Annotated in this window: 26 protein-coding genes and 1 riboswitch; of the genes, 7 read left to right on the top strand and 19 right to left on the bottom strand. The window is 44.7% G+C overall.

Annotation, left to right across the window (positions count from 1 at the left end; translation table 11 throughout):
- Window positions 1-236: 236 nt before the first annotated feature.
- On the bottom strand, window positions 237-1,037 hold the full coding sequence (locus tag AF333_RS04930; protein WP_043065003.1) for a hypothetical protein: 801 nt from the start codon (window positions 1,035-1,037) through the stop codon (window positions 237-239).
- A 380-nt stretch (window positions 1,038-1,417) separates the two neighbouring features.
- Here AF333_RS04930 and mtnK point away from each other — a divergent pair, with 380 nt between their 5' ends.
- Window positions 1,418-2,629 carry an S-methyl-5-thioribose kinase gene (gene mtnK / locus AF333_RS04925; RefSeq protein WP_043065004.1) on the top strand — a complete coding sequence of 404 codons (1,212 nt, stop codon included), beginning with the start codon at window positions 1,418-1,420 and terminating at the stop codon, window positions 2,627-2,629.
- 97 nt (window positions 2,630-2,726) lie between these two features.
- Here mtnK and AF333_RS04920 read toward each other — a convergent pair whose 3' ends face one another.
- A complete protein-coding gene (locus tag AF333_RS04920; protein ID WP_043065005.1) occupies window positions 2,727-3,389 on the bottom strand; it encodes a helix-turn-helix transcriptional regulator in 663 nt (220 codons plus the stop codon).
- Window positions 3,390-3,487: 98 nt separating this feature from the next.
- The gene (locus tag AF333_RS04915) at window positions 3,488-3,919 is read right to left on the bottom strand and encodes a DUF86 domain-containing protein (RefSeq protein WP_043065006.1); all 432 of its coding nucleotides are present in this window, start codon (window positions 3,917-3,919) and stop codon (window positions 3,488-3,490) included.
- A gap of 480 nt (window positions 3,920-4,399) precedes the next feature.
- Here AF333_RS04915 and AF333_RS04910 point away from each other — a divergent pair, with 480 nt between their 5' ends.
- Window positions 4,400-4,675: a DUF3055 domain-containing protein gene (locus AF333_RS04910; protein ID WP_040303947.1), complete on the top strand. Its 276-nt coding sequence runs from the start codon at window positions 4,400-4,402 to the stop codon at window positions 4,673-4,675.
- Between the two features lie 72 nt (window positions 4,676-4,747).
- Window positions 4,748-5,077 carry a hypothetical protein gene (locus tag AF333_RS04905; protein ID WP_052520232.1) on the top strand — a complete coding sequence of 110 codons (330 nt, stop codon included), beginning with the start codon at window positions 4,748-4,750 and terminating at the stop codon, window positions 5,075-5,077.
- Between the two features lie 116 nt (window positions 5,078-5,193).
- Here AF333_RS04905 and AF333_RS31480 read toward each other — a convergent pair whose 3' ends face one another.
- Window positions 5,194-5,655 (bottom strand): YutD family protein, encoded by a 462-nt coding sequence (locus AF333_RS31480; protein ID WP_074715012.1) that lies wholly within the window; start codon window positions 5,653-5,655, stop codon window positions 5,194-5,196.
- A gap of 106 nt (window positions 5,656-5,761) precedes the next feature.
- Window positions 5,762-6,205 carry a hypothetical protein gene (locus tag AF333_RS32600; protein ID WP_175578005.1) on the bottom strand — a complete coding sequence of 148 codons (444 nt, stop codon included), beginning with the start codon at window positions 6,203-6,205 and terminating at the stop codon, window positions 5,762-5,764.
- Window positions 6,206-6,241: 36 nt separating this feature from the next.
- Here AF333_RS32600 and AF333_RS32595 point away from each other — a divergent pair, with 36 nt between their 5' ends.
- The gene (locus AF333_RS32595; protein WP_139188932.1) at window positions 6,242-6,994 is read left to right on the top strand and encodes a YhcN/YlaJ family sporulation lipoprotein; all 753 of its coding nucleotides are present in this window, start codon (window positions 6,242-6,244) and stop codon (window positions 6,992-6,994) included.
- A 74-nt stretch (window positions 6,995-7,068) separates the two neighbouring features.
- Here AF333_RS32595 and lipA read toward each other — a convergent pair whose 3' ends face one another.
- Window positions 7,069-7,959 carry a lipoyl synthase gene (gene lipA / locus AF333_RS04890; RefSeq protein ID WP_302847936.1) on the bottom strand — a complete coding sequence of 297 codons (891 nt, stop codon included), beginning with the start codon at window positions 7,957-7,959 and terminating at the stop codon, window positions 7,069-7,071.
- A 157-nt stretch (window positions 7,960-8,116) separates the two neighbouring features.
- On the opposite strand from lipA, the gene AF333_RS04885 reads away from it, so the two are divergent.
- Window positions 8,117-9,142, top strand: coding sequence for a M23 family metallopeptidase (locus AF333_RS04885; protein ID WP_052811912.1), 1,026 nt, complete (start codon window positions 8,117-8,119; stop codon window positions 9,140-9,142).
- 20 nt (window positions 9,143-9,162) lie between these two features.
- Complete coding sequence (locus AF333_RS04880; RefSeq protein WP_080787653.1) at window positions 9,163-9,657, top strand: L,D-transpeptidase; 495 nt, start codon at window positions 9,163-9,165, stop codon at window positions 9,655-9,657.
- 40 nt (window positions 9,658-9,697) lie between these two features.
- Here AF333_RS04880 and AF333_RS04875 read toward each other — a convergent pair whose 3' ends face one another.
- The 8 genes from AF333_RS04875 to AF333_RS04845 form a co-directional block, all read right to left on the bottom strand.
- A complete protein-coding gene (locus tag AF333_RS04875) occupies window positions 9,698-10,246 on the bottom strand; it encodes a class I SAM-dependent methyltransferase (protein ID WP_043065009.1) in 549 nt (182 codons plus the stop codon).
- Window positions 10,247-10,403: 157 nt separating this feature from the next.
- Window positions 10,404-10,637, bottom strand: coding sequence for a hypothetical protein (locus tag AF333_RS34670; RefSeq protein ID WP_139188931.1), 234 nt, complete (start codon window positions 10,635-10,637; stop codon window positions 10,404-10,406).
- A 45-nt stretch (window positions 10,638-10,682) separates the two neighbouring features.
- Window positions 10,683-11,543: an SDR family oxidoreductase gene (locus AF333_RS04870; protein ID WP_043065138.1), complete on the bottom strand. Its 861-nt coding sequence runs from the start codon at window positions 11,541-11,543 to the stop codon at window positions 10,683-10,685.
- Window positions 11,530-13,047, bottom strand: a complete 1,518-nt coding sequence (locus tag AF333_RS04865; protein ID WP_043065010.1) for a carboxypeptidase M32 — start codon at window positions 13,045-13,047, stop codon at window positions 11,530-11,532. The genes AF333_RS04870 and AF333_RS04865 overlap by 14 nt, the downstream gene beginning before the upstream one ends.
- A 120-nt stretch (window positions 13,048-13,167) precedes the next feature.
- Window positions 13,168-15,132, bottom strand: a complete 1,965-nt coding sequence (locus tag AF333_RS04860; RefSeq protein WP_043065011.1) for a methyl-accepting chemotaxis protein — start codon at window positions 15,130-15,132, stop codon at window positions 13,168-13,170.
- A 177-nt stretch (window positions 15,133-15,309) separates the two neighbouring features.
- Complete coding sequence (locus AF333_RS04855; protein WP_235356616.1) at window positions 15,310-16,836, bottom strand: alpha/beta hydrolase; 1,527 nt, start codon at window positions 16,834-16,836, stop codon at window positions 15,310-15,312.
- Between the two features lie 548 nt (window positions 16,837-17,384).
- Window positions 17,385-18,698 (bottom strand): phytoene desaturase family protein, encoded by a 1,314-nt coding sequence (locus AF333_RS04850; RefSeq protein WP_043065012.1) that lies wholly within the window; start codon window positions 18,696-18,698, stop codon window positions 17,385-17,387.
- 178 nt (window positions 18,699-18,876) lie between these two features.
- Entirely contained in the window at window positions 18,877-19,827 is a 951-nt protein-coding gene (locus AF333_RS04845; RefSeq protein ID WP_043065140.1) for an NAD(P)H-dependent flavin oxidoreductase, read from the bottom strand.
- Window positions 19,828-20,039: 212 nt separating this feature from the next.
- Between AF333_RS04845 and AF333_RS04840 the strand changes: the two genes are divergently transcribed.
- Window positions 20,040-21,581: a class I adenylate-forming enzyme family protein gene (locus tag AF333_RS04840; RefSeq protein WP_043065013.1), complete on the top strand. Its 1,542-nt coding sequence runs from the start codon at window positions 20,040-20,042 to the stop codon at window positions 21,579-21,581.
- A gap of 69 nt (window positions 21,582-21,650) precedes the next feature.
- On the opposite strand, the gene AF333_RS04835 is transcribed toward AF333_RS04840, so the two are convergent.
- The 5 genes from AF333_RS04835 to AF333_RS04815 all read right to left on the bottom strand — a co-directional run bounded on the left by AF333_RS04835 (window position 21,651) and on the right by AF333_RS04815 (window position 26,299).
- Window positions 21,651-22,958, bottom strand: a complete 1,308-nt coding sequence (locus AF333_RS04835; RefSeq protein ID WP_043065014.1) for a pyrimidine-nucleoside phosphorylase — start codon at window positions 22,956-22,958, stop codon at window positions 21,651-21,653.
- A gap of 32 nt (window positions 22,959-22,990) precedes the next feature.
- On the bottom strand, window positions 22,991-24,220 hold the full coding sequence (locus tag AF333_RS04830; RefSeq protein ID WP_043065015.1) for a NupC/NupG family nucleoside CNT transporter: 1,230 nt from the start codon (window positions 24,218-24,220) through the stop codon (window positions 22,991-22,993).
- A gap of 285 nt (window positions 24,221-24,505) precedes the next feature.
- Window positions 24,506-25,249 carry a sporulation protein YunB gene (gene yunB, locus AF333_RS04825; RefSeq protein ID WP_043065016.1) on the bottom strand — a complete coding sequence of 248 codons (744 nt, stop codon included), beginning with the start codon at window positions 25,247-25,249 and terminating at the stop codon, window positions 24,506-24,508.
- 124 nt (window positions 25,250-25,373) lie between these two features.
- On the bottom strand, window positions 25,374-25,631 hold the full coding sequence (locus AF333_RS04820) for a GlsB/YeaQ/YmgE family stress response membrane protein (RefSeq protein ID WP_080787660.1): 258 nt from the start codon (window positions 25,629-25,631) through the stop codon (window positions 25,374-25,376).
- A gap of 233 nt (window positions 25,632-25,864) precedes the next feature.
- On the bottom strand, window positions 25,865-26,299 hold the full coding sequence (locus AF333_RS04815; protein ID WP_052520242.1) for a C40 family peptidase: 435 nt from the start codon (window positions 26,297-26,299) through the stop codon (window positions 25,865-25,867).
- A gap of 37 nt (window positions 26,300-26,336) precedes the next feature.
- A riboswitch (cyclic di-AMP (ydaO/yuaA leader) is annotated at window positions 26,337-26,467 on the bottom strand.
- Window positions 26,468-26,634 lie beyond the last annotated feature (167 nt).

Raw genomic sequence — 26,634 nt, 5'->3', positions numbered from 1 at the left:
AAAAATATGCAACTTATCTCCTTTTAAATAAGTATAAAAATATAAAATAAGGAGATGTTTTTTATGAATCTAAGTGATTGGATTATCCTGCTGATTGTAGGCTCCTGTTTTTTGGCGACCGGTTGTTTGCCGTTTCTGTTATCGAATAAGAGAAAAAAATCATGAGGTGGACAAGCTTCTTTAGCTACGGCAAAGGAAGCTTGTTTTACTTTCAGCAGCCCGGATAATCAAGTTACCTATTTTCCTTGTTTAGCTACGCACATGCTATCAATTCCGAATGTTCCAAAATCAATACCTGTGCCTGTTATTTCTTTTCGGGTATCGGATAACGTTTTTATTGCGTTCTTTTTAGAAACGCAAAGTGTTTGAATAGTCTGTGCCCGTTTTTGATTTATCGCCTGTGTGGTTTGGGTTTCTGCCTGTTTCATCTTTTTCTGGGTATTCTCTCTGATTTTCGCAAAATTCTTATGCAACGTCGCTATGCTACCACCATGGCGTTGAAAATAATCAAGGGTTAAACCACTTCTGTATACCTCTCCATAGTAACGGTCAAGTGTAAGACCGTTTCTGTATACTTCTCCATAGTAACGGTCAAGAGCCAGACCATTCCTGTATATATCGCCGTAATATTGATCTAGGGCAAGGCCGTTTCTGTATATTTCCCCATAATACTGATCAAGCGCCAGCCCATTTCTATGTATTTCCCCGTAGTAGGCATCCGCCTCTTTGGAACCGTACTGTTTTTGTACCGTCCTATAATCCTCAGTTGCCTTCTGCATAAGCTGTCTATAATCATTCTGGGCCAATGCTTGAAGTCGACGATAATCGCCTTCTGCCTGCTGCTTATACCGTTGATAGTCCCCTTTCACCTTTGCTGCATACGTTTGATAATCTGCTTTCACCTTGGCGATTGCCTGGCTCTTAGCCGACGAAGACGCTTGTGCAGATGCTAGCAATATCGGACTTTGCAAAACGCCCAGGCAGACAATAAGCGCAAACAAAGAAAATGCTGTTTTTCTAATAGAAAAATTGTTCATTCGCTTCCCTCCATTTACATGTTTTCCTAACTTAATATCCGGTCCGAAAATTGTATTGATAGACACAATTACTTTTTACATCATTTGGCTATATTTGTATATAGATCGTTAGATTTACAAAAAAGTACATAAATTTGAATCTATGAATAACAATCGAGTCATAAGTACCATCCAATATATTTATGATGTATCTTTATAACCACAATCACTCTTAATCTCTAGCCAAAAGAAAAAACAGTTGCACAAATAATAGTTGAAGATATAATTATTCATATTCATACCTGTAAAGATGGGAATATTGCACAAATTAAGAATATGTCATGTATATAACTTAAATAAAATATATGCACAGAAAAACCAACGAGAAGGGGAGTATAACAATGTCTTATCGTACACTTAGCGAACAAGAAGCGGTGGAATATGCCCGCAGCATCCCGGACCTTTTTCCACAAGATGCTCAGTTGGTCAGCCGTGAAATCGGTGATGGGAATCTGAACTTCGTCTTTCGTATACAGGATGAAGGACCATCCGGCAGGAGCATTATCTTTAAGCAAGCACTGCCGTATGTCCGCGTTATCGGTGATTCTTGGCCTCTTACACTTGATCGCGCTCGTATCGAAAGCGAAGCGCTAATTCTTGAAAATGAACTGTATCCTGGCTCCGTCCCAAAGGTATATCATCATGATACCGAGCTGGCATTGATTGTGATGGAAGATTTATCCGAATATCAGATTATGCGCAAAGGATTGGTAGAAAGAAAACGCTATCCAAACTTCGCCAAGCAAATCGGCACCTTTCTGGCACGCACATTATTTCTAACATCCGACTTGGCGCTGTCGCCTGTTGAAAAAAAGCGGAAAGCAGCTTCTTTTACAAATCCTGAATTGTGCAATATTACAGAGAACTTCGTCTTTACCTATCCGTTCCATGACGATCCATCCAATGCATACAATCCGCTTCTTTCCGATACAGTACAGCGGATTTGGAAGGATAATGTACTGAAGCTTGAAGTCGCACGGCTAAAAGAAGGCTTTATGACACGGGGACAAGCGCTTTTACATGGGGATTTACACACCGGGAGCATTATGGTAACAGAAGAAGATACGAAAATCATCGATCCGGAGTTCGCCTATTATGGACCGATGGGCTTTGATATTGGCGCGCTAATTGCTAATCTGCTGCTTAACTATTCGGCACACGAAGGCCATACCCTTGAGCCGCAGGAACGGGAAATATATCAAGCGTACTTGCTTGACACCGTGGTACAAGTGTGGGACATTTTCGAAGCGGAGTTCCGCAATCTGTGGGCAGAGAAGGCACAGGAGCCATATGCAAAAACTCCGGGATATCTGGATGCCTATCTGCGAGACGTCCTTCAGGATACCGTAGGATATGCCGGCTGCAAAATGATGCGGCGTGTCATCGGCCTTGCTCATGTCTCTGATCTGGAAAGTATCGAAGATCCGGCGCTGCGTGCCAAGGGCGAAATGCTGGCTCTGTCTATCGGACAAGAGTTTATTTTAAAGCGTAGTACAATCGCTAGTGTTAATGATATCATTGCGCTCGTTACCTCATCTACAGTACGACAATAAAGTAAAAAAAGAGCCGCCGGAATATCGCAATCCGTGCGGTTCTTTTTTGTGTAAGAAAAACTCGCGGGCGTTACCGCTTTGCTCCCCTTAAAATATATCACTGCTCTTTCTCAGTGTTTTCTTCGTTTTTTTCATCAATGATATATACGCAATTATCGCCACCGGTCGCCATGCATTGCTCCTGCTCGACCTTAGCACCGAGCACATTCTCAAACAACGTTTTTTCACAATTACAAGCGTATGTGTACTCCTTAGCGACGGTTGATATCGGACAGTTCGATTCAGTGAAAATATATTTACCGGTTTTCTCATCTTTCTTCAACTCGGCCATATACCCTTTATCATTCTGCATCTTCACGAGCGCTTCCAGCTTCTTCTCAAAATCGCTGTCGGAAGGCACAATATCACGATACAAATTCTCCTGCCGCTCCTGGCGAAGCTTAAATAGCGCTTCGACCATCTGTGCCCCTTGCATTTCTTCGATGTCATTAAGAAATTCCAGTGTAAGATCCTGGTAATTTTTAGGGAACATATTATCGGCTTCTTCAGACAGGGAGTATATATTGGTCGGACGCCCCATTGCCTGACGCAGCAAACGCGCTTGAATCAGATTATCCCGTTCCAGCGTATTGAGATGACGACGTACAGCCATTTCTGTAATGCCCAGTTCTTGCGCCATATCTCCCACTGTCATCGAGCCTTTCATCTTCAGCATATGCATAATTTGGTTGCGCGTAGAAGAGGATTTGTCTTTGTTCATCTTCCTTCACCTTCCTCCTCTATATTCTACCCGATTTTATGAAATAAGTAAATTTCTATACAATATAATATAAAAACTATCATCACAATGTTATTAAATTAGTACAGTTCGCGTTTCAAATAGTCACGAACATTTATCGGAAATTGCTGTAAGTGGGAGAAATGGGTCTGAAGCATCGTATACACCTCACCACTATCTACATCTGTATAGTGTGTAATCAGCTTCTTACGCATGTTGACCACGATTCTTAACGTTTCCGCCATTTTCTGGCCAATTACCATTTCATCTTCAAGAATGTCCACGATATCTTCATAGCTACCCGGATCACGCATAATGAATCCGTCAATCAGATAGTTTCCGACATCAGCCACCGTTTCAAGGGCGATATGTAACGCTCTTTCCAGCGCAAGTTCTGTTAATCTGTCCGCTTGCATCTCTGTTTTTGTATTTATAACAGGGGTAACAGCGGCAAGAACTTGTTCAAGATAAGATAAATGTTCTTCGATTTTCTCTACATTGACCTGGTACATCCGTATATTCCACTCCTATTTCCCATTCTTTTTATTTTTTCTTTTGGATACGACAATTGTAATCGCAAATGTCAAAACCAACAGGGTGAAAATTGTTACACCCTGCATGATATTCTCCATTTCCATTTCGTTCACTCCCTGTTCAATGCAGCCTCTTTTGACAGTATACCATGACTCGTCACAGATACATATTATAAGAGGATGTTCAAAAAGTCTGGGAAACAGAACTGCGAATTTCTGCGTTGCCGCAATGACTCAGTTATCATATAATGGCCCATATAAGAAAAACTCACGAACGTTATCGGTCTTTTTCGCCCACCGTTCCACGCGCTCCACAGAAATAAAGAAAACTTGGCTGGTGCCAAGCTATCGCGCAAGCAACGTTTGGCATAAGTCTAAGGAGTTTTTCAAACGATACGATCGGAATGCAAGAATGAATGCCGATGTATGAATCAAGCACATTCGACAGGAGGAAGACACATGGCACAACACGGAGATTGGACATTTCTGTACGACAATAAAGAAGAAACAACGACAAGGTACGTCAGCTTCATCGGTGAAGAAGCGCGCCATGATATCGCAATTATTCAAACCCAGAACTTCTATGGCAAAAGCCTGGTGCTTAATATTTTGACCCACCGCATGGCAATCCTCGGTCAGAAAGATTTGGACGAACCGGGATATTTGGAAGAAGCGTTCAACATGACAGAAGGTGAAGCAAACGAACTGCGCGAATTCCTTCGTTTAAGCATCTAACCTTTCTGTATAAGTCTCCCACTTTAGTTGGATACTACCCCTATCTTTTATTTATAAAAGGAGGGGTTTTTCTTGTTATTCAGAAAACCGCTATCTGATAAGCGTGAAGAGCAATTTCGGCCGCTCAAAACAGAAGAGAGCGTTATCCATACTCGCTATCCAGAAGAATTCCCGGAAGGTCCGTATGGAACCGCAGCGTTCGCTCACCCGTTCCTCGGCAAAGAATCATGGGATACAGGAGAAAGAGTGCAGTCTGCTTTCGCATACGAATATCGCTCGCTTCACGAAGGCATACCCCGCCAAGATCCGGGCGCCCATCCGACGCATGATAATCCAGAAGAAAATGAAGAACCGATGCTAAACGAAATAAGGGCAGGAATAGACCAGGATCAGGGAAGATAGCTTTCTTGCCCTTTCCGATTAATACATCGTCCACCGACTGTAGCGGATACTTAACGAAATTCAACACAAAAAATGAGACCCGGCCAGCGAACAGCTCACGGTCTCATTCTTTTATTTTACTCCGTATGTGCAACTTGCGTTTCCTTGTTTTCTCTCGGTTCTTTCGGCTTGCTGCGTCGCGAGCGAGAACGGCGTTTGTCACGGCGCTTACCGTCTTTGTTCCGCGGTGGCTTCTCTTCCGTTTTTTCCGTCGAATCCCCGTCTTCTGATTGTTCGGCTTCTTCCGTATCTTCCAACCGATTTTCCTGCTTTACTTTCTTCAGCAGGAAATATGAGCATCCGAAATTACAGTATTCCATAATATATTCGTCAAAAAAGCTAATCCGCGCATCAAACGGCGCTTTACGGTTTACATCTTCATAAAACCCTTTCAACCGAAGCTGGCCGTATCCCCAGTCGCCCACGATATAGTCGAACTTGGACAAGATATCACTGTACCGCTCCTTAAATGTTTCCTGGATAAAACCATCTTTATTTTCCTCAATCAATTCGTAGACCTGGTCCTGGACCCGTATCACTTCAGCTGCCCCCTCTCCGCTCACCGCATCCTTTGGTGGCGTGCGACTCCTATTTTACCACAATTTCTGACGCTACACACAAAATTGCCACGAAAACTCCCGTCCCTCACGGGCAACCTACAGGATAGGAGGTGCAACCATGAAAAAATTCTTCGCAGTGCTTTCCGCAGTTGGTCTCGCCGTTTCGCTGACCGCTTGTTCCCCGGCGGCGAATGATACAAGAACGAACGAGTACCGTCCAATGAACGTCGGACCGAATAACCCGACCGGTACGGTGACGGGCTACGATAAATACCATCGCTACAACAATGCTACTGGTAATAACAATCTGTTTGGTACCAATGGCTACAACAATGCTAACGGCAATAACAATCTGTTTGGTGCCAATGGCTACAACAACGCTAACGGCAATAACAATCTGTTTGGTGCCAACGGCTACAACAATGCTAACGGCAATAACAATCTGTTTGGTATCACTGGTAATAATAACGTTGGAGATGGCCGCTACGACACATATCGTAATGGCATCATCAAAGACCAAACGAATCATCGCCCAGGCGTTTTGTATGATTCAAGGGACAGAATCATGAACAATCAAGGAATGAATAACCTGGGTGTTAACCAATATGGACAACGCATGTATGGCACCAACGGCATAAATGGAACATACGGTACAGGCACGTACGGTACACCTGGAACGTATGGCACCAACGGTATGAACGGCTACGGCAACAATGCGCATCAGTACTCCATCTATAAACCCGGAGCACAAGGTACCAACGTAATGACGCGCAGCAGCCAGCCGAGCATCGGATACGCTCACTTGGGCGACAACCAAAACGGCACCGGTCAGACATATAACGGAACGACCGTACAAAATCGCACGGCACCAAACAACAGCACATTATACCAGGGCAAGCAGGCCAACTATGATACAGCTACGCCGAACGTCTACGTCGACCGTCAGATGCTGGCTTCTGCTGTAGCGAGTGTGGCTAAGCAAGTACCTGGTGTCAAGCGTGCAACAGTGCTTTCAACAGACAATCAAATCTTCGTCGGATGTGATACATCTGGCATGAGTGCTGCTGATGCACAAAAAGTATTGGAAAAAGTACAAAAAGGCTGCGAAAACGTATCTCCGCGTTATTATAAAGTGTACACGACCAACGATCAAAATGTTATTACCAAAGTGCACAATAACGCCATGCAAATGGGAACGAAAACCGACCAGCAATTCGAACAAATAATCGGTCACCAGGCTAATACCATGCATAAGCTATCGACGAACAGCGAATCAAATAAGGCTAGCAGCAGCAAAGCCAATCCAACGCATAAGTAACAAATAAAGAAATAACAAGCCTAAGCCCAGACGCATTATGCGTCTGGGCTTATCCTATGCTTACTCCCCGTTCTTTACAGTGCTTTTGCCGCCGATTCTACCTGCTCATGCGCATGGTAAGAGCTGCGTACCAACGGACCGGACTCTACGTGCTTAAAGCCCCGCTTCAGTCCTTCTTCCTTCAATTGCGCAAACTCATCCGGATGATAAAACTTTTTCACAGGCAAATGTTTTGGTGACGGCTGAAGATACTGTCCAATCGTCAAGATATCAACATCAACTCGGCGCAAATCATCCATAGTCGCAATGATTTCTTCCGTCGTCTCACCCACGCCAATCATAATACTGGATTTAGTCGGAACCTTTGGCTGAAATTCTTTTGACTTGGCTAAAAGCTCCAGTGTACGGTTATATTTCGCTTTCGAACGAACCCGATCTGATAAGCGTTCTACGGTCTCGATATTATGGTTAAGAATATCCGGCTTTGCATCCATTACAACCTTTAGAGCATCCCAATTGCCAAGGAAGTCCGGGATTAATACTTCAATACTGCACAGGGGTGTCCGCTTACGAATCGCCTGAATCGTCTCAGCAAAGACCAGCGCACCACCATCCTTCAAATCATCACGTGCCACAGAAGTCACAACGACATGTGTAAGCCCCATCTGCTCTGTCGCTTCTGCCACACGTTCTGGCTCTGCCAAATCAAGCTCGGTTGGAAGGCCAGTTTTTACCGCACAGAATCTACAGGCGCGCGTACATAAATCACCTAGAATCATAAAAGTAGCGGTTCGGTTCGCCCAACACTCGTATATATTCGGACAACGCGCTTCTTCACAAACTGTATGCAGCGTCTTGCCACGCATCATTCGCTTCAGCTCTTTGAAATTCTCGCCTGTATTCAGTTTGATTTTCAACCACTCCGGCTTGCGTTCTGCCATGAAGCGCTCATCTCCATTCTTTATCGTTTTTCCTCTCTCCTATTGTAAAAAAGTGTGGACACTAAAGCAATTCTAAACATTCTCTCAGTAGGCTGCTGTAAAAAGAGGATACTGTTGCCATTATAAAATCTACGGTGCTGTACACACTAACGGCGAAGACTTTTCACTACGGGAGGACGCTATGAGATATAAAATATTATTTTTTATTCTCGCCTTGAGCCTTATCTTTATTCCCGTTCCCATTCGAGCCGCATCTCCCGAAAAATCTACGGCAGAAATGCTGGCCAGGGAACGACAGGCACTTTTCGAGCACATGCAAATGATTACCGGAACCCCCTGGTATTATCTGGCAGCTATAGATCAATACGAGCGCAATATCCATAAAAAACCGAAAAAGAACAGCGATGCATCCGCTTCTGCTAGCCTTGTCCGTAAAACAGGTATTATCTTCTCACCAGAAAAATGGAGTGGGTTCCTTAATCCGAATCCTGAAGATACGAATCCGGCCAGCATTTCCTTCTTCGGGGGCCTGGGCAAGGACGGGGATGGGGACGGCAAGGCAGAACCGGACAACGACCTTGATGTCGTATATACGATGGCTAGCTATGTGAGTAAATTCGGCTACACGGAAGATGACATTCGTATCGCGCTATGGAATTATTATGCACGGGACAAGAATGTAGAAATTGTCTCTGAACTTGCCTCTCTCTTTCGACATCATAATCGCTTATATCTAAGCGGAAGTGCATTCCCGGTTCCACTCCATTATACTTACAGCTATCGCAGCACATGGGGCGATCCCCGCGGCTGGGGTGGACGGCGCATTCATGAAGGTACCGATATTTTCGCAGGCTACGGAACTCCCGTGAGAGCAACCAAGCACGGCGTCATCGAGACGATGGGCTGGAACCCATACGGGGGCTGGCGCATTGGCATTCGCGATGTAGATTCGATATACCACTACTACGCTCATCTTAATGGATTCAACAAAAAGTTTAAGACAGGTGATGTAGTACAGCCAGGTGATGTCATTGGATATGTCGGCAGTTCCGGGTATGGTAAACCTGGAACTTCAGGAAAATTCCCTCCACACCTACATTATGGTGTATATCGTGATAACGGCAAAAACGAGTATTCTTATGATCCGTATCCACTCCTGAAACGCTGGGAACGTGAAGAATATAAAACAAGAAGGAAGAAAAATTGACGGAAGGAAGGTAAAGCGACATGCGTAGATGGCTTTCCTCCATTCCTTATGTTCTCTTTATCTTTGCACTCTTCTTGTGTCTGCTTCCTTCTTCCAGCTTCGCCCTTGAAGACGAGGTGTATATTGAAATCAATAAGACAACCAACCAGCTAACCATCTTCTTAAACGATATATCAGTCTATACATTTCCTGTTGGTACAGGTAAAAACAAGCACCTGACTCCGGAAGGAGAGTTCACTATTACTACCCGGGTAAAAGAACCGTGGTATTTGCCAAAAAACATCGCAGGAGGCAGTCCTCGCAATCCTCTGGGCACACGCTGGTTAGGACTGAACGTACCGGGAACCGGAGGCTATAAATACGGTATCCATGGCACGAACAATCCGGCTAGTATCGGACATAATGTAAGCCAAGGATGCATTCGTATGCATAATGAAGACATTGAATGGTTGTACCGTAACATTCCGCTCGGCACCCGGGTCATCATCAAAAGCAACAATTCCTCCCCTCAATAAAAAAACAAATCTGCCCCATAAATAATCAGGGCAGATTTGTTTATGTTTTACGGCAATAATACACGAATGCAGGTAGAAAGTTTAGCGGGACATATTTAATTTTAATGTCTTGAAAAGTCGTTCGCAGATATTTGCGCATCTGCAGAGAAAATTGGAACATAATAAAGGCTCCTCCTGGTTTCAGACAATGGCATACCATCTTCATCAAATACTCATTCTGCTCTGTAGAAAACCATGAAACCGGAAGCGCTGAGATGATGCAATCGAGTTGTTCGATGCTTTGCTCTTGCATTGCCTCAGACAATGCAAACGCATCTGCATACACCGGTACCTGCGGAAATGTATTCCGTAGATGGCTTTTCAGATTTTCTTCGTTTTCAAAGATGAGAAGCGATTCGATGGATGGACATTTATCTACAAGCGCTCGGGTGAGCACGCCCGTGCCTGCCCCTAATTCTGCCACACGCAAAGGAGCAAGCTGATTAACATGACGCGCAATATGGTTGACGAGAAATGGGGAGCTTGGAATTAAACTCGCGACCTGGAGCGGAGAACGTAAAAAGCTTTTAAAAAAAAGCACTTTGTCCATATATTCTTCATCCTTTTCTCCATTTATCCCTGTCCAACGGGCAGTAAGACCCCCACTTCACGTATGTTATATGAAGGATCACTGCCCCTAAGACCCCGCTGATGGAAGTTTTACTTTATCGTTAGTTAGCTTTACATAATGATTATTTACTTATACATTATTCTTTCTTTACCCTTTGTTTCCGAATAACCAAACATACGGTTCCCCCAAAGGTGTTGATTATCCAGTACGTTCCAGGGTAGATAGCCACCACACCGTGCCCTAAACGGGCGTCGGTTCGTCTCCCGCACCCGAAAAACCCGGATGTTTTGCCAGTCCAGCCTTGGCGCCACAAAGCGGCCGTATCTCTTCCCTGCGAGAAAAAGATAAGGGAACACACCGACGCGTGCATCTTATTCCTTCCGATATATGGATACTAAGCAGGTGTGGGTTGCCTCTATGATTTAAGCGTTCGTTCCATCAGCTTCTCCCATATACGCCACGGTAGCCATTGCTTAATTTTCATGATTATCTGTACGCCTCTTCCAAGAGGATAGCGAAGAGCAGCACGCTTTATCACAGCGATTTGCGCCACACGTTCCGCTACTTCCCACGGATTTCCCAACTTCATCTCCCCAGCTGTCAGATAAGAATCAAGGGCGCTCATCATCGAAGCATAAGGCGACGTGCAAAGCGTTGATTTATGTGCAATTCTTTTGCCTGTTGACCAAATTCCAGTAGCATATGAACCAGGTTCGATCAGTACCACATCAATGCCAAAAGGGGCGACTTCCAGTCGTAGGCTCTCGCTAAATCCCTCTACAGCAAACTTGGATGAGACATACGGAGACAGACCTGGAAAGCCCATCTGGCCGCTGATACTGCTCATATTAATGATTCTTCCCTGCCTGCGCTCCCGCATCACTGGCAGAATCGTTTGTGTGACATGGACCAGTCCGAAGAAATTCGTCTCGAATTGCGCACGCCATTCCTCCAACGTCACCTCTTCCGCAAAACCACCCAGCGCAAAACCCGCATTGTTAACCAGTACATCGATTCGACCCCATCTCTCAACAGAGGCCCTAAGATTCGCCACTGACTCTGCGGACGCAACATCCAGCCGATAAAGGTAAATTCTTTCCTCTACACCACTTTCTTTCGCCGCTTGAAGTACATGACCCTTTTTTTCGAGGTTACGCATACTGGCCACAACATAAAACCCTGCTTTTGCCAATTCCACCGTACACAAAAGACCAAATCCTGAAGACGATCCTGTCACCAGCGCGACAGGTCGGCCCTCCGGGTTAAACAAGCTCATACACATCCGTATATTTATTCTCCAAGTACGTTGTTAAATAGTCAGCATTAATCCCTTCTCCAGTAGCAGAACGTATAATCTCAGCCGGTTCTAGCATTTTTCCATAACGATGAACATGCTGCGTCATCCAATGAGTAATAATATCAAATTCGCCACGGCGCACTGCCTCCTTATAGTCCGGAATGTCGCGGGTAAGTGCGGCTTCTAATTGTGCCGCGTAGATATTGCCAAGCGAATAGGTAGGGAAATAACCAAAATCACCTCCGGACCAATGCACATCTTGTAATGCACCACTCGCATCATCAAACGGTGTAATTCCAAGATAATCGTCCATCTTATCCGCCCAGGCCCCAGGCAAATCAGCAACATGTAAATCACCGGTAATGAGCGATTTCTCCAATTCGTAGCGCAGCATAATATGTAGATTATAAGTCAATTCGTCCGCCTCAATTCGAATAAGGGACGGCTGTACCTGATTTACCGCACGATACAACGTTTGAACGGAAGCACCGGCCAACTGCTCAGGAAAAGCGGCGGCCACGTTTGGATAGAAGTAGCTCCAAAAAGCTTCACTGCGTCCGATAATATTCTCCCAAAAACGGGATTGCGACTCGTGAATCCCCATCGATGCTCCTTCCGAGAGCAACGTTCCGACAAGCTCGGGAGCGATATTTTGCTCGTATATCGCATGACCTGCCTCATGAATTGAGCTGAATAATGCCATTTGCAAATCTTGTTCGTAAATCTTGGTTGTCACTCGTACATCACCGGGATTGAGTCCGATCGAGAAAGGATGCGTACTCTCATCCAATCGGCCTGCCAAGAAATCGTATCCGATTTTCTGCAGGATGAATTCATTAAATTTACGTTGCTCTGAAGCCGGATACCGTTTCTTCAAGTATGTCGTGTCCGACGTCTTACCTCTTTCCTGGATACGTTCCAGCAGAGAAACGGACTTTTTGCGCAAATCCGCGAACAAGGGATCGATTATCTCTACGGTAATTCCTGGCTCATACTTGTCAAGAAGCGTATTGTAACGATGTCCTTCATAACCCCAAATGTCAATGAATTGATTTAAGTAGTTGATGATTTTCTCTAAATATGGACGGAACGCGGCAAAATCGCTCGTTCGCTTGGCTTCCTCCCAAGCGATCTGCGCTTTGGAAGTAAGAACGGTATATTCTTGAAATAGCGCCGCAGGAATGCTTTTATTTTTCTCGTATTCTTTTCTCATTTCCCGTACCATGGCTTTCATTACCGGGTCCAATCTTGTATATGTATCTTCTTCTCCGAGACGTGCAAGCATCTCATACATCTCTGGAGCGATGCTCATTTTGAAAAATTCAGTAGCAAGCATGCCAATCACCTCGGCCCGCTGCTCCTTTCCCTTAGGAGGCGCACCAGTCATCAAGTCCCAGCTCAATACGGCATTCGCTTCTTTATAGTCAGCCATCTTTTTCACATAGGCACGAAACGCTTGTTCCGTATTTTTATGATTTTCCATTATCCAAAAACCTCCTTTTTCTTTAAATAATACTTCTCTACTTTCCCTCTCCTTCCCTTCCATTTTTCATAAGAAAAACTCGCGGGCATGGCCGCGAGTCCATTGAAGGATTATGTTTTTTTATATGGTAAACTTACGAATGACTTCGTGCAGTTCATCGGCCATTCTGGATAATGCCGCCGAAGAAGAGGTGATTTCTTGCATGAACGCGGTCTGCTCTTCCGTTGCGGCGAACACAGTTTGGATATCAGCAGAATTAGTGTCGGTAATCCGGGTTATCATCTCTATTGTAGCCGCGATTTCTTTTGCTCCAGCTGACATCTGCTCGACTCCCGTATATACTGTCTGGAATTCGGTAGCCGCTTTGGCAATCGAATGCTGAATTTTCGAGAATAAGTCTCCTGCCGCGTCCACCACTTGAATTCCTTCTCCTACCTCCTTCGTACCCTGTTCCATCGACTGAACCGCAGCCTGTGTCTCTTGCTGAATCGCATGAATAAGGGAAGCGATTTGCCCCGCTGATTGTGTTGATTGCTCGGCCAGCTTACGTACTTCGTTCGCTACGACCGCAAATCCTTTGCCATGCTCCCCAGCACGGGCCGCCTCAATCGCCGCGTTCAACGCCAATAAATTCGTCTGGGCGGAAATCGCGGTGATGACCTCGATAATCTGTCCAATTTCTTTCGAGCGGTTGCCAAGCCCTTTAATAATATGTGCAAGCTCGTGTACCGTCTTATCAATCGCACGCATTTGTCCTACCGCTTGCTGAAGGGCCCGGTTTCCTTCCTCCGCCATGTTTCTTGTTTGCAATGCAGCATGGTTGACGCCCTGTGCGTGTGCTGCCATCTCCTGAGCACCCTGCGACATGGAAGAAATCGTCTGGGCACTCTTCTCCACACCGCTTACTTGTCGCTCTGAACTGGCCGCTACTTCTTGCATGACGCGAGTAATCTGTTCGGTAGCATAGCCGGTCTGCTCGGCACTCGCTGTCAATTCTTGCGAAGAGGAGGCTAACTGTTCAGACTTGTGATGCACTTCGCGGATAAGCGATGCTAATGCATCCGCCATATGGTTAAAACTCTCACCCAGTTCACCGAATTCATCATCTGATCGCACCTCGATCCTCTCGGTTAAATCTCCTTCACTAATCCGATGTGCAGCCGCATTTACTTTGCCAAGCGGCACAACAATGGAACGGATAACAAAGAAACTACGAATCACCCCAAACAATAAAGCCGCTGCTAGTACTCCTAATGTTATCCAAAATATAGGACGCGCCTCTTCTTTTGCTTCGCTCACATTCATCGTCCCTGCAATTTTCCATCCGGTTAATTCATTCGTAGCAAAAAACATCCGCTTATCCTGACCATCCATCTCATATGTAAAGTCACCTAAGTTTGAAGCGAATATATTCGCTATAAACTCGCCCTTCGCTTCCTCTCCGGCTTTTTGCACCGGATGAGACACATACTTTTTCGTCTGATCAAGGATAAAGGCAAATCCGTCTCGACCGATCGCTACCTGCTTTACATTATCTGAAAGCGCCTGCAATTTCAGGTCAATTCCTGTGACTCCGCTCCCCTTAGCCATCATCATAGACACGGTCACCACCACACCTCCGGACTCAGCGTCAACATACGGTTCAGTGATAGCTATCTTACCCTTTTTTTCCATGGCTTTCTCATACCATATACGCGTGCGTGGGTCATAGTCTTTCGGCAGGTTTCCGGCAGGCGTAAGCAGCATTTCACCGGTTTTCAGCCCGGCAAACGTATGCAGGATTTCAGGATGCAAATTCTGAAATGCTGTAAGCTTACGAAGAACATCCTCCGGGTCCACTTCAGCACCCACTTCTTCCAAGGTAGCAGCCAGATACTCAACGTTTTTTATTCCCGGTTCAACATTACGTGTAATAAGTGTATCCAGCAACTTTACATTTTCTTTTGCACTATGAATAATTTGCTGTTCCACTTTTCTTTTCGCTGTCTCATATGAGGCTCCCCCAATAACAAGGCTAGGAAGCAGCAGAATGACGGCGAACGCAACAATTAGTTTGTTTTTAATGCTTTTTCTTATTTTTTTCATGTTGAATTCCCCTCTTCTACTTTTCTAGTAAAAAAGATACACTATTTCCTTGCTTTTAGTAATATAGATTATCGGCCTTTTCCCCTATTTTTTTAATGATTGATAAAGTTTTATATGTGAGCTTTTAATTCATATGTAAAAAAAGCGAGACAAAATTGTCTCGCTTTTTCTGCCAGTTTAATAAGGCTCAACTTCCTGTTCGCTACGTAGATCAATCACTTTATTTTTATCCTTCGGAGTCTGAACAGTCCGGCTGACAGGAGGTTGCTCTTTGTTCTCCACCCAGTTCACGAGCAAATCAAAACACTGATGCGCATAAGGGAGCAGAGGCTGCAATTCCTTCTCCGGATCTGTCTTGCTCCACACCAGACCATCCACATGAGTTCCCTTCTCTACCTGATACAAGCGATGCAAAGAACTCTTGCCTGCTTGTTTGACCAGTTTTTCGTAAGCGCTTGCATGAATATCCGGAAAGATCAAAGCATCCCATGTTCCTGTCACACTAATAAGAGGGGCCTGAATATCTCCCGTATTCTCGATGGCTGCTACGTTCTGTTTAACGTATCCAGGACGCTTCTCATAATCATAATCGGTATAGATATTATCCTGCGAACGATCACGTAGACCATTAGCGCTAAACTTCACATAATCCCGCCAATCGAGTGCACCCGACGCTTTCGGGTCCATTTCGTTGCGATAAATGTTTAACGTCAAAAACCAGTACGCCTGATCGTGATATGCCCAAAGTTTTTCAGAACCCTTCGGTAGGCCTGCTTTGTACATCTCCTGCCGTGCTGCTTCCTTTTTCTCTCCTTCACCGTAAATCGCTGCCTCGGCATGATTAACAACTCGCGTAAGAGAAGTAATAAGATTCTCCTCTTTCGCACGCCAGAGTACACCTTCCCAATCTACACCACCATCAAACAGCGCCGGTTCTTTCGTTTTCTTCGGATCATCATGCTCCAGCGCATAACGCACAACATATCCGCCATTCGAAATACCTACTGCATAAGTTGGAATTGGGTGTTCCGATGTTACCAGTTTGCTTGCTGGATTAGTACTATCATTAGCCTGAATAAGGTGCTCGGAATCATACTTGGATAAATAGGCCTGGGCAGCTTTTGTAACTTGCCTGAAGCGCAAATGCCATTCAGCAAGCGAATCATCTTCTGCAACTAATGGGTTTTTTGCTTTTGCCAGCGTGTCGTTCGGATCGACTTCTCCCTGCGTTCCTTTATCAATTGCAGCAAATGCGTATCCTTTCGCCAATACGTAATCGCTGAACAACAGATCCGTAGACATTTCATTCCGCGTACCCGGGATGCCTGCCACCACCAGTTTACCGTTCCAATTATCCGGGATACGGATAACGAATCTCGCATCATCAAACATTCCTGTAATCTGTTTACCTGCCACAGAAGCGGGCTGATACATCTTATGCCAGCCGGTGCCTGTTGTTTTGTCCCCCCATTCGGTAGGGGCAAGGCCTGCATTGCCACCCGCTATTGCTGCTGCATGTTGAACCGGGTTTTTCGTTGTAAGCCAGTTTTCATTCTTGCCGTCGAATACCGTCACTGCTACGCCATGTGCCCCCGGGATAACCGGTGAATATGCGGCTTGTACGATGTGCGGTTGTGCAACAGGAGATGCTAAAGGAAATAATAAGAACACTGTCACTGCTGCTGCCCATTTCCGTTTTATCATTCTTCCTCCCCCCTGTTTTGCAGCAAACAAAAACGCAACCTCGTAATCTCATACATACTATAAAGATGCTCAATCCACTTGGTATCTGGCATAATATCTCCTCCTTTTACGTATAAACGTCTATGTTTCAACAAAGCAATAATCATGCCATAAGAGAGAACGTTGTCCGACACTACTACTTTCTTGTTTTGCTTTTATTTTTTTCTAATTATTCGGAAAATATTTAACAACATAACACTTTAAACAATGGATTATCTCTGTCATTTTCTAATTCCAATAATATGGACCAATTACAGACTTTTGGAATTTCTCTTAGCCTCTATTATATACAAGAAAAACTCGTGAGTTTTTCAAGCGATGCGAGCGGAAGAAACAATATGTCACTTTCTTGCTTTACGGCGACATATCATTTCTTATCCATCAAAAAAAGCCGCCTTCTCAGGCGGCAGAGGAAAAGGGGGAGAATATAGGGAGACACTTACTCCTATAACTACTTTTATCTTTCCCCGTTTTCTTACAAGTTAAACGATTGAATTTAATTTTTATAGCTATACATACGAATATTTTTGCAGGATTAGTTTGCATGTTTCATATGCACTATGGAAAGACAACTCGGATAGCTGTCCCTTGCCTTCGCACCAATCTCCTGCAAAGAATACATTGCGGTAGTCTGGCAAGTAAAGCGGCATCGCTTCCTGATTCATCGTCCATTTAATTTCCTGCGCCGCAGCGCGTTTGGACACACGCGGTACGATTAGATGGTCCCGCCAGCCGGCAAAGTGCTTATCGTACAAAGCTTCGATTTTATCATGGTATTGCTGGATTCTTTCTTTGTTTTTCAAATCCTCTTCTGTCAGGTATGCAATGGCCTGCAGCAATTGGCCGCCTTCTGGTACGCACGTTTCATCATAATGCGAAATGTCTGTGATGAACATTTTATTATGCTTATCATAGATATACGTGTACGGTACTTCAATGCGTTTTGCTAGACCAATATCGTATACATACACATAACTCGGCTCATAGCTAGAATATTGTTTGATGAAATGCTCAATCTTTGTGCCGCCTACGATCTTCTCCAATTCTTTCGGCGGAATGCAAAATACGAACTCTTGTCCCTTGAATATGCCCTGTGTTGTCTGAATGGCTGTAACACGGCTATTCTCAGCTTCTACAGCTTCTACCTTCGCTTTCGTTACAATCGTACCGCCATTTTCCTCAATTACACGGACGAATTCGTTAATAAGAGCCTGCCAGCCTCCACCGATGTAAGCTACCGGTTTATTCGTCGTGAACAAACGCTGGTAATAGTTGAAGAATACGTCTGAAGGAATCCGCTCCGGTTCACGTGTGAAGAAGTTAGAAGAAGCTAGTGTGAGCATCATATCTCGCACATCTGCACTGATATCTTTCTCCTCCATCCACTTCTCGATTGACATGTGTGGATGACCTTTTTCCATATGCAGCATCGTCTTAAAAATCTCAAACGTGAACTTGATTTTGCCGAGGCTATTTAGTACCGAAGTGTTAAACAAGCCTTGAATGTTCGCCGGCATAGACGTTATCTTGTCACCAATATCATATTTTGCTTTGTTCGGTTCAAAATCACGCCAGTCAATATGAATACCTAATTCTTTCTCGAATTTACGCAGCACGGAAGTATCCCGTCCGTAAATTGCATGCGCACCGAAGTTAAATGAAAAGCCTTTGAGCTTTAATGTAACGGCCCGTCCACCCAGATTACCTCGTTCGAGAACGACCACTTTTTTTCCCTTTTTCGCCAGGTATGCCGCCGCCGATAATCCGGCTAATCCTCCACCTACGACAACCGCTTCATAAAGGGTTTCTTCATTTGTTTCCATGTTGTCAACATCTCCCACTCTGCAAGTTAGTTTTACACTAGAATGGTGTTGTTATTATATTACCACCCAAATATGTCATTTTACCTTCTTCAGAGTAGTTAGACAATAGGCTATATGCTAAAGAATAATATTTCGACAAAAAAAGCAGCTTTATCCGTAAAGGATAGCTGCGGAAAATTTAAAGAACATGACTGCGGATGACTGTTTGAGCCGCTTTGCACTCAGTCATAAGCCTATCAATAATTGTCTGTACAGGTAATATTTCAGCAATCTCATGCACACGTGCTCCAGCAAACACCAATCCGTTCTCTACATCCCCATCTACGGACGTAATAAGAGAATCGAGCGTACAAAAACGATAGGAGCAATTTTTTAGACAGTCATGGCATTTTTCGATTTTCAGTCTATTGTCTCCGCTAATAGCACTCGTAAAATGGTTGCGGATGGCGCGCCCTTGAAGGCCAACAGTCGTCTTTACAAGTACAAGCTCGTCTTCATCTGTCGTTTCGATATATTTCTGCTTAAACACATCCGGTGCATCACACTCTGCACTTGCTACGAACCGTGTTCCCATCTGCACACCTGAAGCGCCTAGTTCAATTGCCCGCGCAATATCAGCCCCGTTTATAATACCACCGGCAGCAATAACCGGTATGCTAACTGTCTCTACGACTTCAGGTAAAATCTCAAACAACGGCCGATCGGTTCCTAGATGTCCACCCGCTTCAAATCCTTCCACTACTACCGCAGCGGCACCAAGCCGTTCAGCTAATTTAGCCAATTTGGCTGAAGAGACAATCGATAGGACAGGAACGTCATATTCCCGGCCCCAAGCATACATATCCCGTGAGAATCCGGCACCTGAAATAATAAAATCAACTTTTTCTTTCATCGCCGCTTTTATCGTTTCTGCAAAGTCATTCATCGCAAACAATACATTAACCCCAATGTATCCCTTGCCCTGTGTCAACTCTCTTGCACGGCGAATATGGAATCGCATCTCATCAACTGTAATCCCTGTTCCAGAGATGATTCCGATACCTCCGGCGTTTGCGACAGCCGCCGCCAGATTGCTCAACGAAATCCGTACACCCATTCCCCCCTGAATAATCGGCACGCGCGGTTTCATATGCGCAATCTGTAATTGTGGTATGTACACCCCAATTCCCCCTTATTCCCATAACTCAACCTTCCATTTAATCCCCCGGAAGATAACTTAAACTATATCATACATCAAATGCAAAAAGTGTTAATTTTTCAAGTCGAAATCCCATACGCTTACCGTTTATATAGTGATATAATTTTCTTATGATATAGATATACATAGAAAGGATTGAAACTATGCTAACTTTCGGAACAATCATAAAACAAAATGCTCAAAAGTATGCGGATAAACCAGCCGTTATTTTCGGAGACACGACACGTACGTATCGTGAGCTTAATCTTCGCGCGAATCGTCTTGCGAACGCTTTCATTGTAAGCGGATACAAAAAAGGTGACAAAGTAGCCGTAATGATGAAAAATCATGCCGCATATGCCGAGATTATGAGCGCACTCGCCAAAATCGGTGTTATCATTGTTCCAATTAATTACCGTCTTGTCGGCGCGGAGATCGAATATATCGTTCATCATTCAGACAGTCGTGCTATTATCATGACAGAAGAATATGCGGATGAAATCAATGCCCTACTGCCTTCGCTCACGCGGCTCGACACCGTGTTGGTGATAGGAGCTACTAAACTGCCGCATATGCTCGACTATGAAGAATTTCTAAACGCAGCCTCGGATACAGAACCGGAGGCAGATGTAGATGAAAGCGATCCCTTCTATATCGGTTATACATCCGGCACGACAGGTAAACCGAAAGGCGTGGTTATCTCTCATCGTTCCCGGATTCTTACCGGCATGGTTGCCGCATATGAATACAAAATTGATGAATCTGACGTACATTTGGTTGCCGGTCCGATTTATCATGCAGCACCCTGGATTTTTATGGTTATGCAGTTACTCGTAGGCGGTACGATCGTCATTCATGAGATGTTCCGGGCGGGGCAAGTACTAGCTGACATTGAGCGCCATGGTATTACTAATGCCTTTCTTGCGCCGACCATGTATAACTTTCTGGTCAACGTAAAAGAAGAAGTAAAGAATTCATACGACCTCTCTTCCATGCGCGTGCTAATTTCAGCCGGCTCACCGTTGCCAACTAAAACGAAGGATGATGTGCTCACCTTCTTTCCCGGTGTCGATCTGCATGAATTCTACGGTTCAACAGAAAGCGCCATTACACTTAACATCAAACCAACGGATATCCGCCGTAAAGATCGATGTGTAGGCAAGCCCTTCCCTCTCGTTGAATGCTTGGTTCTGAACGATGATAAAGATCCGGTGGCTCAAGGAGAAATTGGTGAACTATATTTCAAGGCACCTTACCTGCTCAATGAATATTATAAAAATCCTGAAGCTACGACAATGTCTTTTTATGAAGGATATTTTACAGTAGGCGATATGGCTATACAGGATGAGGAAGGCTTCTATTATATTGTAGATCGCAAAAAGGACATGCTCATTAGCGGTGGTGTAAATATTTATCCACGCGAAATCGAAGAAGTGCTCTATACGCACCCGAAAATTCTGGATGCAGCCGTTATTGGAGTACCCGATCCGGTATGGGGCGAGTCGGTAAAGGCGATTGTAGTACCACGCGAAGGAGCCCAATTGACGCAGGAAGAAGTAATCGGATATTGCGAAGGAAAAATCGCCGGCTATAAGAAGCCGAAATCGGTTGACTTCCTTGCTGAGCTACCACGTAACCCGTCCGGAAAAATTCTAAAAACTGTGCTACGGGATCAGTACTGGCAGGATCAGCAGATGAAAATCTAATACTTATTTTCAGTATGTGAAAGAGCTTTGCGGCCATGAAGACCGCAAAGCTCTTTTTATAGGCATTTTTTATTTTACTCGGACTTCATCGTAGATTAGCGGCGGTGCTTCTACGGCTTCTGATACAATTTTGTAAGCATCTGTAATGATGTCTTTTACTTCCTTTACGTCCTCTCGATTGCTAAAGATTGTTACTAACGATTCACCTTGTTTTACAGAATCACCAATTTTCTTGCGCAGCATTACCCCAACGGCCAAATCAATCGTCGATTCCTTCGTGGCCCGTCCGGCTCCAAGCAACATTGCAGCCGTACCGATCCGGTCTGCCTGGATAGCTGACACATGCCCAGCGGTAGCCGCTTCTACTTCAAACGTATATTTCGCCTGCGGAAGCTTCGATGGGTCATCGACAATAGAAGTATCTCCACCCTGGGCTGACAAGAATGTTTTAAACGTCTCAAGCGCCTTGCCATTGCGGATAACTTCCTCAAGCTGGGCACGGGCCGACTCTGGACTGTCCGCTTTACCGCCGAGATATACCATATAGCTGCCCAGCGCTAAACACAGTTCTTCTAGATCCTTCGGACCTTCACCACGCAGCGTATCGATAGCTTCTCGTACTTCCAACGCATTGCCCACCGCAAATCCAAGCGGCTGGCTCATATCAGAGATAACGGCCATCGTCTTGCGCCCTACATTGTTTCCAATATCGACCATCGCCTGCGCCAACTCACGCGCATGCTCCAGATCTTTCATGAAGGCTCCACTACCTGTTTTAACATCCAATACAATAGCATCGGCACCTGATGCAATTTTCTTACTCATAATGGAGCTTGCGATAAGCGTAATAGAGTTGACTGTTCCGGTTACATCACGCAAGGCATACAATTTCTTGTCTGCCGGCGTCAGATTCCCGCTCTGACCAACTACTGCGACTTTATTCTTATTAACAAGTTCATTAAATTGTTGATTATCAATCTCTACATGAAATCCCGGAACAGATTCCAGCTTATCAATCGTGCCTCCTGTGTGGCCAAGACCGCGTCCAGACATTTTGGCAACCGGCACACCTAATGCCGCTACGAGCGGAGCTAGCACAAGTGTCGTCGTATCCCCTACGCCGCCTGTACTATGTTTATCTACCTTAATTCCTTCAATAGCTGATAGGTCGATTCTATCCCCGGATTCCACCATAGCCATAGTGAGGTTTGCTCTTTCTTCCGGTTTCATATCCTGGAAGAAAATCGCCATAGCCAAAGCGGACATCTGATAATCCGGTATTTCGCCTTTCGTATAACCGCTAATGATAAAATCGATTTCAGCCTTGCTTAGCTCTTTGCCGTCTCGCTTCTTCTCGATTAAGTCAACCATTCTCATGCGGTAAACCTCCCTAATTTTTTCCTTTGCGTTTACATTAGCATACCAGCAATAGCCGCGCTTAACAACGAAGCAAGCATACCTGCTGCTACCGAACGCAACCCCAGACGGGCAATATCCTGCCGACGGCTTGGAGCCATGCCTCCTAGTCCCCCTAACAGAATCGCCATGGAAGACAAGTTAGCGAAGCCGCATAGCGCAAAACTGACAATGGCTACCGTTTTCGGCGATAAATCTTTTATCTGTGGAGCGAAATCGGTATAAGCTACGAATTCATTCAATACAAGCTTCTGTCCAATAAAACTTCCCGCCTGTACAGCCTCTGACCATGGTACACCAACTGCAAAAGCCAGTGGCGAGAATAGGAAGCCCAGGATTTGTTGGAGAGAGAGTGCGGGATAGGCAAATAGCCCACCAATCGCACTTAGAATACCGTTCAGAAGGGCGATTAACGCGATGAACGCAAGCAGCATTGCGCCAACATTCAAGGCCAAGGTTAGACCGACGCTCGCCCCCCGTGCTGCCGCATCGATTACATTTACCGATTCTGTGTCGGTATCCATTTTGAATTCCAGATTGCTACCTGGCGCAGTTTCAGGCTTCCCTGTTTCCGGGATGAACAGCTTCGCCATTACAAGACCTGCCGGCGCCGCCATAAAGCTTGCTGCAAGCAAATATTCAAGCGGCACGCCTAACAACGAGTATCCGATAAGGACAGAGCCCGAAACGGAAGCCAGACCTCCAGTCATGATTGCGAATAATTCCGACTTAGTCATCGTATCGATATAAGGGCGTACGACAAGCGGCGCCTCTGTCTGACCAACGAAAATATTGGCTGCTGCAGACATAGATTCGGCTTTGCTCGTTCCCAGCAGCCAGGATAAGGCACCACCCAGGATTTTAATGATAAATTGCATAATTCGCAAATAATATAGCACAGAAATAAGTGCAGAGAAGAAAATAATAACGGTTAACACCTGAAAGGCAAAGACGAATGTAATACCTGAACCTTTGACATACAGCCCACCGAACAGAAACTGTACACCTTCATTGGCATAGTTCGTAATCTCCGTAACTGCCATGGTCAACTTTTGAAGCGCCATCTTTCCTTTTTCCGATTTCAGTACGATAAATGCGAAAATAAGCTGAATCACCAATCCACCTAGCACAGGCCGCCATGAAATCGATCTTTTATTGTCAGAAAACAAGAAACCAATCCCCAGCACCACCAGTATCCCAAAAATCCCCCATAAAATATTCAAGCTATTCCACCTCGTTACATTCATAATTTTGCGACCTGTACAATGTCGACGCCTCAGATAAATTCAGGATGATTCGCTATTCATCATTTACCCTTTACAAAGACTTTTCATACTGAAAAACGATAATCTCGCCTCTTCATCTCTTGCTTTTCGTGCAAACGGACAAAAAAAGCCACTGCTTCTATAAAGCAGTGGAAATATAGGGGGAGAAAGAGAGAGAAAAAATTCTCATGCTAGTAATAATAATATTCCCCTTCCTTCTTTACGTTAAACATGTTCGCCAAATTATTTTTCGATTGTTGTACTATTTATCCCGATAGGTGGAACAATCGGCGGCGGCTGTACGCCCGGCACTTCACTCCCTATCGGTCGCCCGGCACCGTCATAATAAAATTGCGGTACATTTCCGACAATCAGGGTATTCGAAATCGGCATCTCTGTTCTAACAACCGCAGGCTGTGTCGAAAACGGAATCACAATTTTCACTTTCGCTTCAACATTCATATATACCGTCATTAACACCATGTTAATACCCGCTTCCTGCATTTTCGGTTTTAATTCAACATGCACACTCCCTAGCGGCACAAGCTTCAACGGCAAATCCGGTCCCATCTGCGCCAGAAGGTTGCTTTGCAGTGCCTGACCGAGCGGAACGGTCTCAGACATTCCTTCCATCTCTTTCAATGCGTGCATCACATTTTCTGTCGCCTCAAAAACGATACGGGTATGTTCATTAGAATTAAAAAAAGCAGCCTGAATCTTTCCGTCTTTATCTTCCCTTACATCCATCAGTTTTTTAAAATCTGTCTCCTTCATAATCTTTTGGTTAATCGCGTCATGAATGGCCTTCGTTGCGAGTTGTTCCGCACGGACACGCGCAATATTGTGAAGCACAGGCTCAATGTTTTTCTCCACATAATAAAACGTTTGAAACGTCAGGCCCAAGAAAATGAGCAGGGAGATGAGAAACATATATTTGGAAGGAACCGGCGCCCGTCCGGACCTGCTGCGAAGCTTCCTTCTTTTCATCTTCCCACCTCCTTGCTGCAAATATATGCTTGGAGGTGGCTAGCTAAAACAGAAAAATATAACCATATAACAAAAAGACTGCCGGTACATATACCAGCAGTCTTTCATTTCTAGCTTCTTTCTATTAATATGTGCGTCTACGCATGCTTCGCAAAATGAGGCTTGCAATAAATACAAGAATGACTGCACCAATAATGGCAGGCACAATTGCAAATCCGCCTACAATCGGTCCAAAATCGCCAAGCAACGCTGAACCGATCCACGCACCGATGAATCCGGCGATAATATTTCCGATAATCCCCCCTGGTACATCACTACCTACAATCGCTCCGGCTAACCAACCGATAATCCCTCCGACAATTAATGCCCATAGAAAACTCATCATGCATATCCCTCCTAGATGTCTGTATGGTAATGTGAGAATTGCTTATGGTTTTCTATACCCGCGCTTTTTTATGTTGACACATTTTAGCCCTATTTGTTTTATCGTGAAAAAGAAGGGGTAAGAAAAACTTATGGTCAGTGCCGCTCGTCCCGCCAAAAATAAAAAACCCCCAACTGAAACGCATTCAGTTGAGAGTTAATAACGAATATTATGTAGACATGTTGTTCCTATTACTTCGTCACACGTTTGGCGCCAACATAACGGCTGCCCCAATAATATTTATCGTTGATGCTATTAATCGATACACCGCTGCTGCTAGACGAATGAATAAACCGCCCACTTCCGAGATACATACCTGCATGCGTAACAGCCGCGCGGCTAGATGTTTTAAAGAAGACTAAATCTCCGGTGCGAAGCTGTGAACGAGATACCGGCGTTCCTTTGCTGTACATCGCATTTGCAGTTCGAGGCAGAGAAACTTTTTCTCCCTTAAATACGTAGTTCAAAAATCCGGAACAATCAAAGCCACTTTTAGATGTTCCACCCCATTTGTATGGTGTTCCTAATACGCTCATTGCTTTAGTAACAAGAGATTCATTAGCTGCAGAAGCCGTACTGGTCCCTACAGGCGCAAAAAGACTACCAAGCGCAATTACGCTCGTCATTGCCACCGCCAAAATACCTTTTTTCTTCATAGCCTAGTTTTACTCCCTTCGTGCCTACGAGGTTAGTTGACGGGTTAAGAGGATAAGGTCTCTTTCCGTTGATACGGATACACCCCAAAATTAAATCGTCCCCCGCTTCACATTATGTGAATTCGGCAAGTAAACTTTTTCTATTTAATTGGCCACCTCTATAATAGTAATCTTTTTCTATATTTCTATGTTTTTCTATCTTTTTTCCAACAACAACGGTTTAAGTTTATCGAATTCTATCGAAAAAGAGAAGAATTTCATATAAACGTTCATAAATTAGACACATTTAAGTGAAATTTACTGCA

The organism is Aneurinibacillus migulanus (assembly GCF_001274715.1).
Taxonomy (GTDB): domain Bacteria; phylum Bacillota; class Bacilli; order Aneurinibacillales; family Aneurinibacillaceae; genus Aneurinibacillus; species Aneurinibacillus migulanus.
The sequence above is the reverse complement of the archived record's forward strand: the minus strand, read 5'-3'. Positions and strand labels throughout refer to the sequence as shown.